The sequence below is a fragment of the Streptomyces sp. NPDC096136 genome, from assembly GCF_044763325.1.
Lineage (GTDB): Bacteria > Actinomycetota > Actinomycetes > Streptomycetales > Streptomycetaceae > Streptomyces.
On record NZ_JBIWFZ010000006.1, the window covers coordinates 59,903 to 75,408 of the forward strand.

The window sequence follows — 15,506 nt, forward strand, 5'->3', positions numbered from 1 at the left end:
GGGGTGGGGACGTGGTCGGGTCGTACGGAGGGGGTGTCGGGGCTGAGGCCGTTCAGCACGAAGAGCGGGGGCGACGAAGCCGCGCCGCGGTCCGCCGCCGACGGAGCGGCGCAGGTGCGGGGACCCGCCGGAACCCGCCGCGGCCCGCGCGGCCGGACGGGGTCCGAGGCGGTGAGCGGGCCGGCCCAGGACCCCGGTGCCCTCGGGGACCCCTATGCGGCGTACGCGGCCCACGCGGCCATGCGCTCCTCATGCCCGGTGCAGTCCCTCCCCGACGGCCCCGCAGGGCGTGCGACGTACCTGGTCACCGGCTACGCGGAGGCCCGGGAGGCCCTCCGTGACCCGCGTCTCTCCAAGGACACGGGCGTCTTCTTCGCGGGCCGGGAGTCACGGCGCCGCCTGCATCCTGCGGTGTCCCGCACCATGCTGGCCAGCGACCCGCCCGCGCACACCCGGCTCCGGAGGCTCGTGACCAAGGCGTTCACCACCGGCGCCGTCAAGGAGCTGCGGCCCTTCATCGCCCGGGTCACCGACGAACTGCTGGACCAGTGGCCCGTCGGCGAACCGCTCGACTTCATGGCCCGCCTGGCGGTGCCGCTGCCGGTCATCGTGATCTGCCGGCTGCTCGGAGTGCCGCAGGCCGACCGGGCCGCGGTCCGGCGCTGGTCGGCAGAGCTGTTCGCGGCGGGAGAGCCCGACGTCATCGACGCGGCCTCGCACGCCCTGGCCGCGTACATGGCCGACCTGGTCTCCGCCAAGCGCCGGGACCCCGGCAGTTCGCTCCTGGACCGGCTCGTCTCGGCGCGGGACGGAGAGGACCGCCTGAGCGAGGAGGAACTGGTCTCCCTCGCCGTACTGTTGCTCGTCGCCGGACACGAGACCACCACCAACGCCCTCGGCAACGCCCTCTTGGCGCTGCTCCGGCACCCGCCCGTACTGGAGCGCCTGCGGCAGGACCCGGACGGGATCCCCGCCGCGCTGGACGAACTGCTCCGCTTCGACTCGGCGGTGAGCACGGCCACCTTCCGTTTCACCACGGAGGCCGTCGCCCTCGGCGGCACCGAGATCCCGGCCGGCGTCCCGGTCCTGGTCGCACTGGGAGCCGCCAACCGGGACCCGGCCCGCTTCCCGGCGCCGGACGGCCTCGACCCGGACCGGGACGCGGCCGCCCATCTCGCGTTCGGTCACGGGATCCACCGCTGTGTCGGCGCCCCTCTGGCGAGGGCCGAGATGGAGATCGCCCTGCGCGCGGTACTGACCCGGTTCCCCGGAATCCGCCTCGCCGTACCGCCCGGCCGGCTGGAGTGGCGGCGCACCCGCCTCGTCCGCGGGCTGGCCTCGCTCCCCGTCCTGACCTAGGAGCCGCGGTCCGCGGGCGGGGCGGGGTCCGCGCCTCCCGGGCGTCGACCCCGGCGTCACGTCCGGTCCCGGAGGCGAGGGGTCCTCGACCGGGCGGGTCGACCTCAAGCCGGCTTGAGGTCCTACGGTCGCACGCATGACACCCCAGACCCGCAGCCACCGACGAGATGCTGCCCACAACGTCAAGGCCGCCACGGCGCGCCAGTCGTTCCCGCCTGCTCGACCGTGACGACGAGGACCCGCCTGGCGCGGTCGTCGTGGTGGCGGTAGACGGGGGCGGCGGAGATGCGCAGTCCCTGCTGGGACGGGGTGGGGCACCTCGGAGCGGGGCTGGCGGGTGGCTCCGCACGTCAGAAGGAAGAGCGAACGTTCACGGATCTCGGCAGCCTCCGGGCCGACCGGTGGTACCGGCGGACGCCCGCCCGAGAACGTCCCGGACCGTCCGAAAAGTTGCTCGACCCGCCTGGCAACATCCGGGACCTTTGCATCGGAGACGGCAGCCGGCTCCTCTCGTCCGCCCCCCGATCCACGGACAGCAAGGTTCGCCCCTACCCGCCACACCTGTGGCATCAGCGAAGGAGCACCCCATCATGGCGCGGATTCACGCCAAGCGGACGGCCGCCCTCGCGGTCGGCGTCGCCTCCCTCATCGGGGGCAGTCCCGTAGCGGCCGCCCCGGCCGGTGCTCAGGCCAAGCCTGCGGGCCCGGCCCTCGCGGCGAGCGGTGGCTACGCCGTCAACGTGGACAGCGGCAAGTGCCTGGACGCCGTGTGGAGCCACAACAACGGCACCGCCGTGACCCAGTGGGACTGCTACGGCGGGGCAACCCAGCTCTGGCACGGGTGAACCCCCGCGCAGGGGCCGTCACCGGTCGGTGAACCGGTGACGGCCCCTGCGCGCCTCCGCAGCGATCCCCGACGAGCGACCCACCACGAAGGCGGCACCGTTCCCTCCCCGCGCCTCGCCGCCCGTACGGCAGGCGCGCGCTGATGTCCGTACGCCCTCGGCGTGCTTCCAAGGGGCGTCGCGCGCCCTTGCCGGGTGTTTCGGGTGCTCACTACGGTCACGCAGCGTGCGCATCGTGCACGCAAAGTTACCGAGAGGGGATCCATGAACAAGGCTGCTTGGCGTTCGCTCGCGCTCGCGACCGTGCTGGCCGTCCTTCCGCTCGGGGCGGCGGCCGCCGAGGCGGAACCGCCCGGGCCCCTGTCCGCCGATGCCGTGGCGGCCATGACCCCGGAGCGGCAGGGCGAGGTCCTCGAACCCCTGCGGGTCGTGGCCGACGCCGCGGCGAGGGCCGGACAGGGGCCGCAGTCGGACGTGTACACGCAGGTCGAGATGGCCTCCGACTACCGGTCCGTCAACGTCTACCTCACCGATCCGAAGCGCCGCTCGGCCTTCCTCGACGCCGTGCGCGAGGCCAACCCGAAGGCCGACACGAATCTGCTCAACGTACGCAAGAGCGCGAGGACACGACTGGAGCTCAGAAAGGAGATCACGGCCTTCCGCAGCCGCAAGGACCTCCCCTTCAGGATCGAGATGGCGGGCAGCACCGTCGACGGCAGTGCGATCGAGCTCGGGGTGAACGACACCGAGGCCGCACGGCAGTACCTCGCCAGGCCCGCCGTCGCACAGCAGCTCACGAGCGCAGGGGGCACCCCCGTGCACGTCCACCGGCAGGCCCCCTCGGTGCCGCTCAACCGGTGGAACGACTCCGCCCCGTTCTACGCGGGCGCCGCGCTCGGCCCCGCGACGGGCTCGTTCGCGCACTGCACCAGCGGCATTCCGGCCATCAGCCCCTCGGACCACCGCCAGTGGCTCGTCACGGCCGGCCACTGCTACGCCCAGGGCGAGCTCGTCTACACGGCCGGCGGCAGCCAGATCGGCCGGGTGAACGCCAAGCTGGCCGACCTCGACTCGGCGTTCATCGAGGCGCCGACGAGCCGCCGCACCTGGGACGGCCTCGACGAGAACGGGTACTCCCGCTACCTCAACGGCGTGCGCAACGCGGCGGTGGGCGACTTCACCTGCCAGCTCGGCTACAACTCCAAGGTCGTCTGCAACATCCGCACCACGTACGCCGGCAGCGCCACCTGGGTGACCGACGGGGCCTCCATCTGGGGGAGCGCCGGCGCCCCGCAGACGTACAGCGTCGTCGCCCGGCCCGGCGACAGCGGCGGCCCGGTGATCACCATCAACGACCAGGATTCCCGGCAGCTCAACGGCATGGTCGTCAACGCGTGGGGCTGTGAGGGCACCGGCAACGACAGGGTCTGCCGCGACCTGGTGGGCTGGATCGAAGTCGGCGACATCTTCTACCGGTTCGGCCTCACCCTCAACCCGGCCTGACACGCCCTTCGCGCCCCGCCTCCCGTCGGCGAGGCCCGCCCGCGTGGTCGTCAGGTGGCGGACGGCCTTGCGACCCGGGCCCGTATGAGCTCCGCGGCCAGCCAGTGCCCGCGCCGCTCCGCCTCGTCGGCCGGGAGCACGCCCCGGGTGCTGCGGAGCGGATCCGCCCCGCGGGCCAGCAGGAACGCGGTCACGTCGGCGTGGAGGGGCTCACCGCTCTGGCAGTGGCCGTCGATCTCGACGTCGATGGCGTGAAGCTTCTCATGCCGGTGAGGGCGTCGAGCGGCCGCCCTCAGACGCCCACGCCCGGCCCCGGCCTCACGGGCCGCCGTCGTCCAGGAGGTGGGCGAACCAGGTCAGCGCTTGGCCTGTTCATGACTGCATCCGGCCTGTTGTAATGCATCGACCGTTCGCCGCCCGCCACGAAGGGACTCCGGCCGATGCTTCCCACCCCGCTCCACGTGGTCAACGAAGGCCTGGCCTTCTTCATGGAGTTGGCCGGACTGGCCCTGCTGGGCTGGTGGGGGTGGTCCACCGGCCAGAACACCGCCGTACGCATCCTGCCGGCCGTGGGAGCACCCGCCCTCGCCGCCACCGCCTGGGGGCTGTTCGCCGCGCCCAAGGCGACCTTCGCGGTGCCGCTCGCGGCCGTCCTCGTGGTCAAGGCCCTGTTCTTCGGATCCGCCGCGGCCGCCCTCTACTCCCTCGGCCGCACGCGTCCCGCCCTCGTCTTCGCCGCGGTGGCCGTCGTCAACACCACCCTCGGGGAACTGGACCGCCTGCACCGGAAATAGCCCCGCCGCCCGCTACTGGGCCAGGTAGCCGCCGTCGACGGGGAGGACGGCGCCGGTGATGAACGAGGCGGCGTCGGAGGCGAGGAAGGCGATGGCGCGGGCCACCTCCTCCGGCTCGCCGAGGCGGCCCACCGGATGGAGGGCCGTGACGCGGTCGAGGTACTCGGGGCCGCCGGGCTCGTCCACGAGGCGCCGGACGCGCTCGGTGCGAATGGTCCCCGGGGCCACCGCGTTGACCCTGATGCGGCGTCCGGCCCACTCCACCGCGAGGTGTTTGGTGAGCCCGGAGGCGACGAACTTGGCGGGCCCGTAGGCGGCCTGACGGGCCTGGCCGGCCAGGCCGGAGATCGAGGAGACGCACACGACGGACCCGCCGGTCTCCTGCCCGGCCATCTGCGCGATGGCGTACTTGCAGGAGAGGAACATCCCGCGGCCGTCGACGGCCATCACCCGGTCCCAGTCCTCGGCGCTGGTCTCCAGCAGGTCCGACAGCGGCAGGATCCCGGCGTTGGCGACCAGCACGTCCAGCCCGCCGCCCGCCGCCACCGCGGCGCCGGTCATCCGCTCGGCGTCCTCGGGCCGGGAGACGTCCCCGGTCACCACGGTCACCTCGTACGGTTCCCCCCGGTCGGCGCAGTCGCGGCGCAGCGCGGTCAGCCCCGCCGTGTCCAGGTCGACGGCCGTGACCCGGGCTCCGAGCCGGGCGAAGAGGGTCGCGGTGGCCCGTCCGATGCCGCTGGCCGCGCCCGTGACCAGGCACGACCTGCCGGTCAGATCGACCAGTCCGCCAGCCTGCACGGCGCACCGCCTCCGCTCGCCGGGGCCGGGTCCCTCCCGGCCGCCGGCCTCCCCAACGAGCGCCGTGCGGCCGGGGTTACGCCCGGTCGACTGCCGTGGCGGGCGCGACCGCCGCGGCGGGCGCCGCACCCGGTTCCGGCGCGAGGGCCAGGAAGTCGTCGTAGGTGCGGACCCGGACGCCGGGCAGGTCCTCGGCCAGCACGGCGATCATCGCGGCGGCCAGCCGGCCCGCGGGCACCGGCCGGTAGGGGCGGCCGGGCCCGACCATCAGCGGGGCCAGCACGGTCGCGGCGGAGCCGCCGAGCCCCTCGCCCCGGCGGTGCGAGGGGCGGTGGCCGAGGATGAAGGAGGGCCGGAAGAACTCGGTCTGCCGGTAGCCCAGGGCCGTCACCGCCGCCTCCATGTCCCCCTTGACGCGCAGGTAGAAGGCCCGGGAGCCGGATCCGGCACCGACCGAGGAGACCACGGCGATCCGCTCGGCGCCCGCGTCCCGGGCCAGCTCGGCCACCCGTACGGTGTGGTGCTGGTCCACCTCGCGGAAGGCCTCCTGCGAGCCGGCCTGCCGGATGGTCGTGCCCAGCGCGCCGTACACGTCCGCCCCGCCCGGTGCGGTCGGCAGGTCGTCGGCCCCGAGCGCGGCGAAGTCCACCACCCGGGCGTCCAGCCGCGGGTGTTCGAGGCCGAGCGGACGGCGGGCCAGTACGGTGACGCGGTCGTAGCGCGGGTCGCGCAGCAGCCGCGCCAGCAGTTGTCCGCCGACCAGTCCGGTGGCTCCGACCAGGAGCGCGCTGCGGGTCACGGGGATCCTTTCCGCCGCCGGCGGCCGGCCCGCCGGAGTCCCCGCAGGATGCCACATCCGTACGGGTATTCCGGCGGGACCCGGAGGCGCCCCGTCCGTACGCCACCGGTCCGGCACGGAAGGGGATGCGAACGAGTCCCGATAGGGTGTTCGACGTTTGTGGTGGTGCGCAGGTGCCCCACGCGGCACACAGAGCACAGGCACAGGCAGAGGCAGCGGCACTCGGGGGAACGCCATATGAGCGGCAGCAGCACGATGATCGGCGAGTTCTTCCAATCGGCGATGGGACACGCCGGACCCACCGCGGCCGAACGCCCCGAGGACAGGCTCATCACCCGGATGCAGCGCCTGCGCACCGTCCTCGGCATCGTCGCGGCCGTCTGGCTCGTCGTGGCCTACCCGCTCGCCGTGGGCGGGCAGGATTTCTTCGTCGGCAAGCTCGTCGAACTGGGCATCTCCTGCGGCATCCTGGTGGTCGGCAGCATCCTCGGCATCGCCGCCTTCCTCATCGCCGGCACCCCGGAACGGCGCCGCACCTTCTCCCGGCGCCTGCTGGGACCGATCGTGTCGCTGCTCGCGCTCGCCCTGGGCCCCGCCCTGATGTGGCTCTCCTTCGCGGCCATCACGGGCGACCTGACCAGCGGGGGAGAGATCAAGGACTTCTACTCCTCGATCATCGGCACCGGGATCACCGCCGCGATCCTCGCCTTCCTGACCATGGTGATCGGGTGGCTGCTCGGCCTCGTCGTCCTGATCGCCTCGATCCCCTACACGGTCGTCATCGCCTACACGTGCGTCTTCTCCTGCTTCCGCACGGCGGACGTCCACCAACTGCTCCCGGCACTGCTGTCGCCCCTGCTGGTCTGGTCCCTCTTCACGTTCCAGCTGATCAACGGGCCCGACGTGGCCGCGCCGCCGGAGGTGCTGTACACGTTCATGCTCGGCGGCCCGCTGTCGGTGACCGGCCTTTCGTTCTGGGAGGTCCGCCGCCTGCGCACCCACCACGGCATCACCCTCCGCACCGCCCTCGGCCGCTGAACGACCCGGGCAACACCGTCGGGTGGGCCGTCAACCGTTCGGGGCCATGAATCCATGTGCTGGTCTTGCGCTACGGACCTCGGCCGCATCGCGGCCCGGGTCGGGGCGGGCGTCGTCGACATGCGGGGGTGGGGCGCAGGGGTGCGGCCCGGCTGCTTGAACAGGGGGACGCATGCGGTCAGTGCCCGCCCCTCGGGGGCTCGCAGTGGGTGCCGTCGGGGTAGCCGCCGAAGGCGTCCGCCTTGGCGGAGTCGCTGCTCATCGTGCCCTCCACGCACCACGGCGAGGAACCGATGTCGATGAGGAAGCCGACCCCGGTGGGGCCGTTCCGGGACGCGCGGACCTGTCCTTCGCCGTAGCCGAGGCCCATGAGCGTGCTGCGGACGCTCTCCGGCGCGAAGTCTCCGCGCCGGCGGAGCGGTTCGAGTGCCTTCTCGACACGTCCGGCGGCCGCCAGCCCGTCGCAGCGGCTCTGGCCGTGCAGGGGGAGGGGGATCCTGAACGCGTGGTTTTCGGCGTAGTGATCGGGGGGTGAGGCGGGGGAAGCGGCGTCCGCGGTGTCCGTGGGCGCCGGGCTCTCGCCGGGGCAGGCGAAGTCGCGCGGTGCACTCGGGACCGGTGTGCCGGACGGTTCGGAATCCGGGCGCCGTCCGGCGGCGTCGGCGGCCCCCTCCGCCCGCTGCGTTCCGCACCCCGCCGCCAGCAGGAGCACCACCGCCAACGGCAGCATCCCGAACCGGGCCCTCGTCTTCGTGATGGTCGTCATCCCCCCATCCTGCAAGGTCGGTTGTCGCTTTCGCCCGCGGGGCCGCGGAGCGCTCGGTGCCCGTGCCGATACACGTTTGAAGCACAGCTGTGAGGTCGTCGAAGCGGAGCCCTGACCGGGTCGAAGCGGGGCTCCTGGAGCCTTCCGGTGTGAGTACTTCGAACGTCACCGGCCCGCCCGTCACCGTGCGCCCGGCCCCCGCCGATGCCCCCGCCCCCGCCGATGCCCCGGCCGATGTCTCCGCCCCCGCCGCCATGCGCCGCACCCCCGGCCGGGTCGTCGCGGCCGTCGCGGTGGGGTGCGTCCTGCTGATGCTGCTGCACGGCCTCGTACCGAACGGGGCCGGCCATCCCGGCAGCCTGCTGCGGACCTTCCTCCCCTGGACCGGTCTGAGCGTGCCCGTGCTCCTCGCGGCCGCGCTCGTGCTCCGCTCCCGGCTCGCGGTGGCCGCCGCCCTGCTGCCCGCGGTCGCCTGGGGCTGTCTGTTCGCCGGCACGCTCGCCGACAAGCGGGGCGGCGGCGGGGAGCTGACCGTGGTGAGCCACAACGTGGACGAGAACAACCCCGATCCCGCGCGGACCGCCCGGGCACTCGCGGCGTCGGGGGCGGACGTCCTCGCGCTGCAGGAACTGTCCGCCGCCTCGGCAGGCGTGTACGAGCGCGAGCTGGCCGCCCGCTACCCGTACCGCTCGGTGCACCTCGGCGTCGGACTGTGGAGCCGGTACCCGCTGGACGGGGTGGAGACCGTGCCGATCATGCCGTGGACGCGCGCGGTGCGGGCCGCCGTCGACACCCCCCGCGGGCCCGTGGCCGTCTACGCCGTCCACCTCGCCTCCGTACGCGTCACCGCGGACGCCGGTTTCGCCACCGGGCGCCGCGACGACTCGGCCCGGAAGCTGGGCGAGGCCCTGCGGGCGGAGCCGCTGCCCCGGGTCCTGGTGGTGGGCGACTTCAACGGGACGGCCGAGGACCCGGCGCTCCGCCCGGCCACCTCCGGGCTGCGCTCCGCGCAGCGGGAGTCCGGCGCCGGCTTCGGCTTCACCTGGCCGGCCGCGTTCCCGATGGTCCGCATCGACCAGGTCCTGCTCAAGGGGATGGCCCCGGTCTCCGCCTGGACCCTGCCGGCCACCGGCAGCGACCACCTGCCCGTCGCGGCCTCCGTCCGGCTCTGACGGGCACGTCCCGTACACCCTTTGGCTACGGTGGACCCCACAACCCGTACGTATGAGCGAGAAGGCGGCATGTCGGCAATCCCGGTCCCGGAACTCGTCAGTGTCCTGCTCGTCGAGGACGACGACACCATCCGCCGCGCGGTGCAGCTGTCCCTGGAGCGCTACGGCTACCGCGTCACCCCGGCCGCGGACGGGCTCGCCGGACTGGAGGCCCACCGGACGGGCGCGCACGACCTGCTGATCGTGGACGTGATGCTGCCCGAGCTCGACGGCATCGGCCTGTGCCGGCGGGTCCGCGAGGAGAGCCCGGTCCCGGTCCTGATGATGTCCGCACGCGGCGACGCCCTCGACGTGGTCGCCGGACTGGAGGCGGGCGCCGACGACTACGTCGTCAAACCCGTGGACACGAGCGTCCTCGTCGCCCGGATCCGGACCCTGCTGCGCCGCGCGACCTTCCGCCCGCCGCAGGAGCCGGCCGGCCGGGGGACCGGACCGTCGGCCGCGCCCGCCGCCACCGCGCCGGCCGGGGGCACGCTGGTCTTCGGGGACCTGACCGTGGACACCCTCGGCCTGGAGGTGCGGCGCGGCGGGCGGACCGTCCCGCTGACCCCCACCGAACTGCGCCTGCTGCTGGAGTTCGCGTCGGCCCCCGGCACCGTGCTCGACCGCCGCCGGCTGCTGCGCGAGGTGTGGGACTACGGCTGGGAGGGCGACACCCGCGTCGTGGACCTGTGCGTGCTGCGGCTGCGCAAGAAGATCGGCGCCGACCGGATCGAGACGGTACGGGGCTTCGGCTACAAACTCGTCCGCGGATAGGGAGGGCCGGCCCATGGCGTTCCCCAACCCCCGCGCCCTGCGCTGGAAGATCGCCGCGCTGACCGCCGCCGCGTGCTGCGCGGTGGCCGCGGTGGTCGGCGTGCTCGTCCACCGCTCGATGGCGGACCGCAGCGAGCGGACGGGCGCCGATCGCGTCGTCGCCCGGCTGGGCGCCGCCGAGAGCGAGTACGCCCGTACGGGCAGGACCCCGCTCGACGTCCAGGTCCTGCGGCCCGAGCAGCTCGACCCGCCCCTCGCGCGGGCCCTGGCGGCCAAGGCGCCGGCCGACCCGTACGCGACCTGGTACGACCGCGAGCCGCCCAACTCGTTCTGGCTGTGGGCGGCGATGCCCGTGGAGGGCGGGCGGGTGCTCGTCGCCCGGACCGACATGAGCTTCGAGGTCCGGGCCCTGCAACTGCTCGACCGCAGCATCGTCAAGGCCGTGCTCGCCGCCCTCGCGGTCGTGGTCCCCCTCGCCGCCCTGGCCACCGAGCCCATGAACCGCCGGCTGCGCCGGGGCGCCCGTACCGCCCGGGCCATCGCCGACGGAGACCTCGACGCCCGCATCGGGCCGGCCGGGCGGGCCCGCGACGAGATCTCCGAGATGGCCGCCGCCATGGACGAGATGGCGGCGGCCCTCCAGCGGAAGCTGGAGGGCGAGCGGCGGTTCACCGCGGACGTCGCGCACGAGCTGAGGACCCCGCTGATGGGCCTGACCACCGCCGCGGGGCTGCTGCCGGAGGACGACGAGGCGGCCGCCCTCGTACGCGACCGGGCCCGGGCGCTGAGCGGGCTGGTCGAGGACCTCCTGGAGGTCTCCCGGCTCGACGCCGGCGCCGAGCGGCCCCGCACCGACCTGGTGCCCCTGGGCGAACTCGTCGCCGACGTGGTCGGGCGGACCGGCACGGCCGCCCTGCTGGAGGCGGCGGAGGACGCCCGGGCGGTCGAGACCGACCCGCGCCGGGTGGAGCGGATCGTGGTCAACCTCGTCGCGAACGCGCACCGCCACGGGGCGGCCCCGGTGGAGGTCACCGTCACCGGCGCGCGGATCGTCGTACGCGACCACGGGCCGGGCTACCCGCCCACCCTGCTCGCCGAGGGCCCGCAGCGCTTCCGCACCGGGTCGGCCGAACGGGGCCGGGGACACGGCCTCGGCCTGACCATCGCCCTCGGGCAGGCGGCCGTCCTCGGCGCCCGCCTCACCTTCGCCAACGCCCCGGAGGGAGGCGCGGTCGCCACCCTGGACCTGCCGGGGGCGCCGGGCTGAGGGGATCTCACATTTCGTCGATCTCCTGCAGTACGTGCCATCCGAAGCGCAGGAAGCAGCACTTGCCGTCCTGTGGATCGAGGACGTCATAGGTTTCGTAGGGAAGCCACAGGGTGAGTTCTTTGACGTCCTCGTACCGCTGGAGCGTCTCGTCCTTGAGCCAGGTCCATGGCGTCGGCTCTCCGGCGGGCACCGCACTTCCTGCCGCGCGAACGAACCAAAGCCGCGTGAAGAACCTGTCCGCCGAGTGGTACTCGACCTCGAACTCGTAATCCGCCCACAGGGGAAAGCAGTATCGCTCGACGAGCCCCTCCGGATCCCGGTAGACGCGCGCTTCGCTGAGGATCTCCCGCGAGTGTCCTGCGCTCCCCTGCAGGGGGTCGAGGATTCGTTGGAGACGCTCGTTCTGCCGCCCTATCTCCTCTTCAGCGCTGCCCATCGCTTCAAGGGCGTGGTCCAGCACCTCCGGCAGAGGCGTCATGCACGCGAGCAGACGGAGCTATCCGCCGTCCCCAAGTCACCCAAAGACATGAACTGTCCTTCCAGTACGGATGTCACACGTATGGCCGTTCGTCGGGCCGGATGTTCCGCGCGTCGCCGATCGGCGGACTGAACACCCGGTGATGCAAGCCGGGTGATGTTTTTTTGTGGCCGGGTGGGGGGAGCCTCACCCTCCGACACGGCGCACGCCGACCTCCTGGAGGACGGAGCATGTCCTCCTCTCCGTGCAGGCCCTTCCCCTGACATCCCGTTGGCCGGGGAGCCGTGAACACCCGCCACTGTGTGGCAGAGGAGCAGAAAATGATCCGCGCCGGACGCCTGAAGCACGTCCAGACCATGTCCGACCTGGCCGAAGCCCTCGGCAAGAAGCCGGCCACCCTTCGAAACCAGAGGCCATACGCGGCGGAAGGCCACCCGGTGCCGATCAGCTCGCCCACCTCGCGGGCGCAGCTCTGGGACGCCGAACAGACCAGGGCCTACTACGCCGGCCGTCCGGTCCCCGAACTGCCCCAGGCCGATGACGACGAGGACCTCCTGGACCGCCACGAGGCCGCGCGGCTGCTCGACGTCAGCCCCGCGACCTGGAGCGGGTACAAGCGCCACCAAGACCTGGTCGACGGCATGGTCCTCGTACCCGAAGGCCCCACGGGCATCGAGCACTGGCCCCGCCGACTGGTCCTCGCGTACAAGAACAACCGCCCCGGCCGAGGCTCCGGCGGCGGCCGTCCCGAAGGCAGCGGCGACATGATCCCCCGCGACCAGATCCCGGCACGGATCGCAGAGCTCCTGGACGCAGACCCCGCCGTCACCCTGGAGTCCGTCGCGGGCACCCTCGGCATCGCCAAGTTCCCCACCGCACAGTCCGGCCTGGTCACCCTGCGCGGCCGGCGGATCGCCGACCTCGTCGAGGCCCGGCCCGGCCTGGACCCGAGGACCGCCGCCCTCCGGCTGGGCTACCCCACCAGCACCCACCGCGGCGCCATCGTGATGGCCGAGCGCGAACTGCGCGCCCGCAGCGTCCTGCCGTACCTGCAGCGCACCGCCGACTTCCTCGCCACTTCCGGTATCGCCCAGCGGGTCCGGGTGGAGATGCGCCGGGTAGGCGGAGAGCACTTCGCCACCGCCGTGCCGCTCGACGCCGACCAGCCGGCCGCGGCCCTGGTGTGGGACTCGCGCTTCGGGTGGCGGACCGCGACCAACCGCAGACACCCCATGGGCAAGCACACGGAGACCGCGCCCGTTGGCGACGGGATCCGCTACCTGGGCGGCGGGTTGAAGCCCGAGCCCGAGGAGCTGCTCGCCGCCCTGCAGGATCAGCGACGGGGCACCGAACGTCCCATGGCGACGGCCGACGTGGACATGGAGGTCGACCGGGCCGAATAGGGCGGGCGCGCAGCAGTCGGCCGTCGGGTCCGCAGGGGCGGCCGACGGGTTCCCCCTCCTTGGTGAAGGCAACTCTCAGGTATTACTTGACGATGCGATCGGCGCGCGTGTTTCCGCGTGGGCGGATCCCGAACCACCTGACGACAGCAGAGGAGACCTCGGTGCAAGGGCCGTACGTATCACGGCGTTCGATCCAGAAGTGCGAACAGGCCTGGCTCCGAGGGGTCGCACAGCTGGGGATGGGCGACCGGACCGCCGCGGTCGAGTCCTTCCGTGTCGCCGTCGAGCACAATCCGCTCGCGGCCGATGCCTGGCTGGGGCTCCATGCCGCCGGACAGCTCCCGGACCGGGCGGTCGAAACGATGCACGGTCAGGCCCAGCACTTCGGTGCCCTGCGAACGAAGCTCCAGACACCGTTGTCCTCCCGGTTCCGGATCGGGGGCTACGTGAACTTCCGTCTGGAGACGCTCCGCGACCTCTGGCTGGCGCGGGTGGCGCAACTCCTGGACGACGGGCAGCTCGACCAGGCCTGGAACATGCTTTCCCACGCCGTGCTCGACTGTGACGAGACCCGGTTCGTCTGCGCACGATACGCCGCCCTGAAGAAGGACTGGCCGCTCCTTCTGACGTTCGCCGAGGGCATCCGGGAATCACTGCTGCGGGACGAGTCGCAGCTTTACGTCGCGGCAGGCCTCATCGCCCAAGGCGTTTCCCACGAAGCGCTCAATGTGCTGGATCCCCTTCCTCAGGCCCTCGGTGACGACGCCGCCTTCCTCGGTGAGATCTTCTATCTGCGCGGCCGCGCCCATGAGCAGCTGGGCCAGGCTGAGGAAGCGCTGAAGCACTTCCAGACGGCGTTCCGGTACAGCCCGGGCCTGGGCGATGTGGCCCAGCGCGCAAAGGCGTCGCCCTCGCCCGCCGTACGCGTCCCGGCCCGGGCCGCCGCCGCGACGCGGGATCGTGAGGGGTCCTCCGGCGCCGCCCTGAGCGAAGACGAGCGTTCGGAGCTGTTGGACGAGGCCATGGCCGAACTCGACGCGATGATCGGCCTGGCTCCGGTGAAGCGCCAAGTGCGGAGTCTGTCGGCGCAGCTGAGGATGGCGGCGGTGCGCAGAAGCCAGGGTCTGGCCGGGGCACCGGCTCCCCAGCATCTCGTGTTCGCCGGGCCGCCCGGCACGGGCAAGACCACGGTCGCCCGTGTCGTCGGCCAGGTCTTCGCCGGGCTGGGCCTGCTGGAGCGGGGCCATGTCGTCGAGGTGCAGCGCGTCGACCTCGTGGGACAGCACCTCGGAGAGACGGCGGTCAAGACGTCCCAGGCCATCGACCGGGCGCTGGACGGAGTCCTCTTCATCGACGAGGCCTACGCGCTGTCCAACACCGGCTACTCGGGTGGTGACGCCTTCGGGAAGGAGGCGCTGCAGGTACTGCTCAAGCGGGCAGAGGACGACAGGCACCGCCTCGTCGTCGTCCTGGCAGGCTATCCGGATGAGATCGCCGAGCTCCTGTCCACCAACCCGGGACTGGCGTCGCGGTTCAACACGCGGGTGGACTTCCCTGCCTATGGGACCGACGAGCTGGTGCTGATCGCGGAGTCGTTCCTGGCCTCCCAGGGGGATTCGCTCACGGAGGAGGCGGCTGTCGCGCTGCGCACGTCATGCGACCTGGCCGTCACCCAGGGCCTGATCGACCAGCTCGGCAACGGCCGCTTCGCCCGCGAACTCGCGCGGAAGGCCGCTGCAGCCCGGGACCTGCGCGTCTTCGACCACTACGGCAGCACCGGAGTGCCGTCACAGGAAGAGGTCACCACGCTGCACGTGGGCGACGTCATGGATGCCCATCAAGAACTCACCGAAAGTGCTCAACCCCGTCCCTCGGCCGCTCCGGAAGCCTGAGCCGCAGCAGCGCCGTTCCTCACCGGCGCCCGGGGTGTGCCAGGGTCGTGGGGAGGTTTCGGCGGCCGGCGACGAAGGGCGAGAGGGACGGTATGGGGGCGGGTGGGGCGGAGGTTTTCTCCTGTGTCGTGTGTGGTGGCCGGCTGTCGGTGCCGGTGCGCGAGGTGGAGCCGCCGGCGGAGGACGAGACGTGGACGCCGCTCGACTCCCCGGTGGACCCCTGTCCGCCCAGGATGGCGGCGGGTACCTTCGCCCGCGACCCGCAGCCGGGACGCATCACCTGGGGCCCGCTGCCCAAGGGCTTCCGCAGGTCCCGGGCGGGGCAGGGGCCGGGGGGCGACCTGGTGTTGAGCCCGGGCGATCTGGTCGGCACCGCGAAGGTCGCGAGCCGCTGGGGCGGCTGCTGCGGGCCGGGCGGGTACGACGGGCCGAACCTGGCGTGCGCGGGGTGCGGGGCGCAGGTCGGGCTGTGGACCGGTGACTGCTACACCTGGCTGGAGGTCGTCCTCGACGGGCGTCTGGTCGGCCGGTCCCCGTCGGAGTGAGCGGTTCGCGCCCGTGCGGACCGACGGG

General features: G+C 73.0%; 16 protein-coding genes. 11 read left to right on the forward strand and 5 right to left on the reverse strand.

Annotated elements, in window-relative coordinates:
- Nucleotides 1-171: 171 nt before the first annotated feature.
- The 3 genes from ACIRBY_RS14760 to ACIRBY_RS14770 all read left to right on the forward strand — a co-directional run bounded on the left by ACIRBY_RS14760 (nucleotide 172) and on the right by ACIRBY_RS14770 (nucleotide 3,707).
- Nucleotides 172-1,359 carry a cytochrome P450 gene (locus ACIRBY_RS14760; RefSeq protein ID WP_403901130.1) on the forward strand — a complete coding sequence of 396 codons (1,188 nt, stop codon included), beginning with the start codon at nucleotides 172-174 and terminating at the stop codon, nucleotides 1,357-1,359.
- Between the two features lie 590 nt (nucleotides 1,360-1,949).
- The gene (locus tag ACIRBY_RS14765) at nucleotides 1,950-2,204 is read left to right on the forward strand and encodes an RICIN domain-containing protein (RefSeq protein WP_403900684.1); all 255 of its coding nucleotides are present in this window, start codon (nucleotides 1,950-1,952) and stop codon (nucleotides 2,202-2,204) included.
- A 264-nt stretch (nucleotides 2,205-2,468) separates the two neighbouring features.
- Nucleotides 2,469-3,707 (forward strand): hypothetical protein, encoded by a 1,239-nt coding sequence (locus ACIRBY_RS14770; RefSeq protein WP_403900686.1) that lies wholly within the window; start codon nucleotides 2,469-2,471, stop codon nucleotides 3,705-3,707.
- A 50-nt stretch (nucleotides 3,708-3,757) separates the two neighbouring features.
- Here the strand turns inward: ACIRBY_RS14770 and ACIRBY_RS14775 are convergent, their stop codons facing one another.
- Nucleotides 3,758-3,901 carry a hypothetical protein gene (locus ACIRBY_RS14775; protein ID WP_403900688.1) on the reverse strand — a complete coding sequence of 48 codons (144 nt, stop codon included), beginning with the start codon at nucleotides 3,899-3,901 and terminating at the stop codon, nucleotides 3,758-3,760.
- Between the two features lie 246 nt (nucleotides 3,902-4,147).
- Between ACIRBY_RS14775 and ACIRBY_RS14780 the strand changes: the two genes are divergently transcribed.
- Complete coding sequence (locus ACIRBY_RS14780) at nucleotides 4,148-4,501, forward strand: YrdB family protein (RefSeq protein WP_403900690.1); 354 nt, start codon at nucleotides 4,148-4,150, stop codon at nucleotides 4,499-4,501.
- A gap of 12 nt (nucleotides 4,502-4,513) precedes the next feature.
- Here the strand turns inward: ACIRBY_RS14780 and ACIRBY_RS14785 are convergent, their stop codons facing one another.
- Nucleotides 4,514-5,299, reverse strand: coding sequence for an SDR family NAD(P)-dependent oxidoreductase (locus ACIRBY_RS14785; protein WP_403900692.1), 786 nt, complete (start codon nucleotides 5,297-5,299; stop codon nucleotides 4,514-4,516).
- A 76-nt stretch (nucleotides 5,300-5,375) separates the two neighbouring features.
- Nucleotides 5,376-6,098 carry an NAD(P)H-binding protein gene (locus ACIRBY_RS14790; RefSeq protein WP_403900694.1) on the reverse strand — a complete coding sequence of 241 codons (723 nt, stop codon included), beginning with the start codon at nucleotides 6,096-6,098 and terminating at the stop codon, nucleotides 5,376-5,378.
- 237 nt (nucleotides 6,099-6,335) lie between these two features.
- On the opposite strand from ACIRBY_RS14790, the gene ACIRBY_RS14795 reads away from it, so the two are divergent.
- On the forward strand, nucleotides 6,336-7,136 hold the full coding sequence (locus tag ACIRBY_RS14795) for a hypothetical protein (protein ID WP_403900696.1): 801 nt from the start codon (nucleotides 6,336-6,338) through the stop codon (nucleotides 7,134-7,136).
- A gap of 178 nt (nucleotides 7,137-7,314) precedes the next feature.
- Here ACIRBY_RS14795 and ACIRBY_RS14800 read toward each other — a convergent pair whose 3' ends face one another.
- A complete protein-coding gene (locus ACIRBY_RS14800; protein ID WP_403900698.1) occupies nucleotides 7,315-7,902 on the reverse strand; it encodes a hypothetical protein in 588 nt (195 codons plus the stop codon).
- A gap of 254 nt (nucleotides 7,903-8,156) precedes the next feature.
- Between ACIRBY_RS14800 and ACIRBY_RS14805 the strand changes: the two genes are divergently transcribed.
- The 3 genes from ACIRBY_RS14805 to ACIRBY_RS14815 all read left to right on the forward strand — a co-directional run bounded on the left by ACIRBY_RS14805 (nucleotide 8,157) and on the right by ACIRBY_RS14815 (nucleotide 11,157).
- Nucleotides 8,157-9,074: an endonuclease/exonuclease/phosphatase family protein gene (locus ACIRBY_RS14805; RefSeq protein ID WP_403901131.1), complete on the forward strand. Its 918-nt coding sequence runs from the start codon at nucleotides 8,157-8,159 to the stop codon at nucleotides 9,072-9,074.
- A gap of 69 nt (nucleotides 9,075-9,143) precedes the next feature.
- On the forward strand, nucleotides 9,144-9,890 hold the full coding sequence (cseB, locus tag ACIRBY_RS14810) for a two-component system response regulator CseB (protein ID WP_403900700.1): 747 nt from the start codon (nucleotides 9,144-9,146) through the stop codon (nucleotides 9,888-9,890).
- 13 nt (nucleotides 9,891-9,903) lie between these two features.
- Nucleotides 9,904-11,157, forward strand: a complete 1,254-nt coding sequence (locus tag ACIRBY_RS14815) for a sensor histidine kinase (protein ID WP_403900702.1) — start codon at nucleotides 9,904-9,906, stop codon at nucleotides 11,155-11,157.
- A 7-nt stretch (nucleotides 11,158-11,164) separates the two neighbouring features.
- Here the strand turns inward: ACIRBY_RS14815 and ACIRBY_RS14820 are convergent, their stop codons facing one another.
- Complete coding sequence (locus tag ACIRBY_RS14820) at nucleotides 11,165-11,638, reverse strand: hypothetical protein (RefSeq protein ID WP_403900704.1); 474 nt, start codon at nucleotides 11,636-11,638, stop codon at nucleotides 11,165-11,167.
- A 320-nt stretch (nucleotides 11,639-11,958) separates the two neighbouring features.
- Between ACIRBY_RS14820 and ACIRBY_RS14825 the strand changes: the two genes are divergently transcribed.
- The 3 genes from ACIRBY_RS14825 (at nucleotide 11,959) to ACIRBY_RS14835 (ending at nucleotide 15,478) form a co-directional block, all read left to right on the forward strand.
- Complete coding sequence (locus ACIRBY_RS14825; RefSeq protein WP_403900706.1) at nucleotides 11,959-13,041, forward strand: DUF6292 family protein; 1,083 nt, start codon at nucleotides 11,959-11,961, stop codon at nucleotides 13,039-13,041.
- A 239-nt stretch (nucleotides 13,042-13,280) separates the two neighbouring features.
- Complete coding sequence (locus ACIRBY_RS14830) at nucleotides 13,281-14,933, forward strand: AAA family ATPase (protein WP_403900708.1); 1,653 nt, start codon at nucleotides 13,281-13,283, stop codon at nucleotides 14,931-14,933.
- Between the two features lie 149 nt (nucleotides 14,934-15,082).
- Nucleotides 15,083-15,478: a hypothetical protein gene (locus tag ACIRBY_RS14835; RefSeq protein WP_403900710.1), complete on the forward strand. Its 396-nt coding sequence runs from the start codon at nucleotides 15,083-15,085 to the stop codon at nucleotides 15,476-15,478.
- Nucleotides 15,479-15,506: the final 28 nt, after the last annotated feature.

What these genes read in the sequence shown, in the direction of transcription:
- ACIRBY_RS14815 (WP_403900702.1), top strand. Translation starts at nt 9,904, where the DNA reads ATGGCGTTCCCCAACCCCCGCGCCCTGCGCTGGAAGATCGCCGCGCTG.
- ACIRBY_RS14825 (WP_403900706.1), top strand. Translation starts at nt 11,959, where the DNA reads ATGATCCGCGCCGGACGCCTGAAGCACGTCCAGACCATGTCCGACCTG.
- ACIRBY_RS14830 (WP_403900708.1), top strand. Translation starts at nt 13,281, where the DNA reads ATGGGCGACCGGACCGCCGCGGTCGAGTCCTTCCGTGTCGCCGTCGAG.
- ACIRBY_RS14765 (WP_403900684.1), top strand. Translation starts at nt 1,950, where the DNA reads ATGGCGCGGATTCACGCCAAGCGGACGGCCGCCCTCGCGGTCGGCGTC.
- cseB (WP_403900700.1), top strand. Translation starts at nt 9,144, where the DNA reads ATGTCGGCAATCCCGGTCCCGGAACTCGTCAGTGTCCTGCTCGTCGAG.
- ACIRBY_RS14820 (WP_403900704.1), bottom strand. Translation starts at nt 11,638, where the DNA reads ATGACGCCTCTGCCGGAGGTGCTGGACCACGCCCTTGAAGCGATGGGC.
- ACIRBY_RS14800 (WP_403900698.1), bottom strand. Translation starts at nt 7,902, where the DNA reads ATGACGACCATCACGAAGACGAGGGCCCGGTTCGGGATGCTGCCGTTG.
- ACIRBY_RS14770 (WP_403900686.1), top strand. Translation starts at nt 2,469, where the DNA reads ATGAACAAGGCTGCTTGGCGTTCGCTCGCGCTCGCGACCGTGCTGGCC.
- ACIRBY_RS14805 (WP_403901131.1), top strand. Translation starts at nt 8,157, where the DNA reads ATGCGCCGCACCCCCGGCCGGGTCGTCGCGGCCGTCGCGGTGGGGTGC.
- ACIRBY_RS14795 (WP_403900696.1), top strand. Translation starts at nt 6,336, where the DNA reads ATGAGCGGCAGCAGCACGATGATCGGCGAGTTCTTCCAATCGGCGATG.
- ACIRBY_RS14780 (WP_403900690.1), top strand. Translation starts at nt 4,148, where the DNA reads ATGCTTCCCACCCCGCTCCACGTGGTCAACGAAGGCCTGGCCTTCTTC.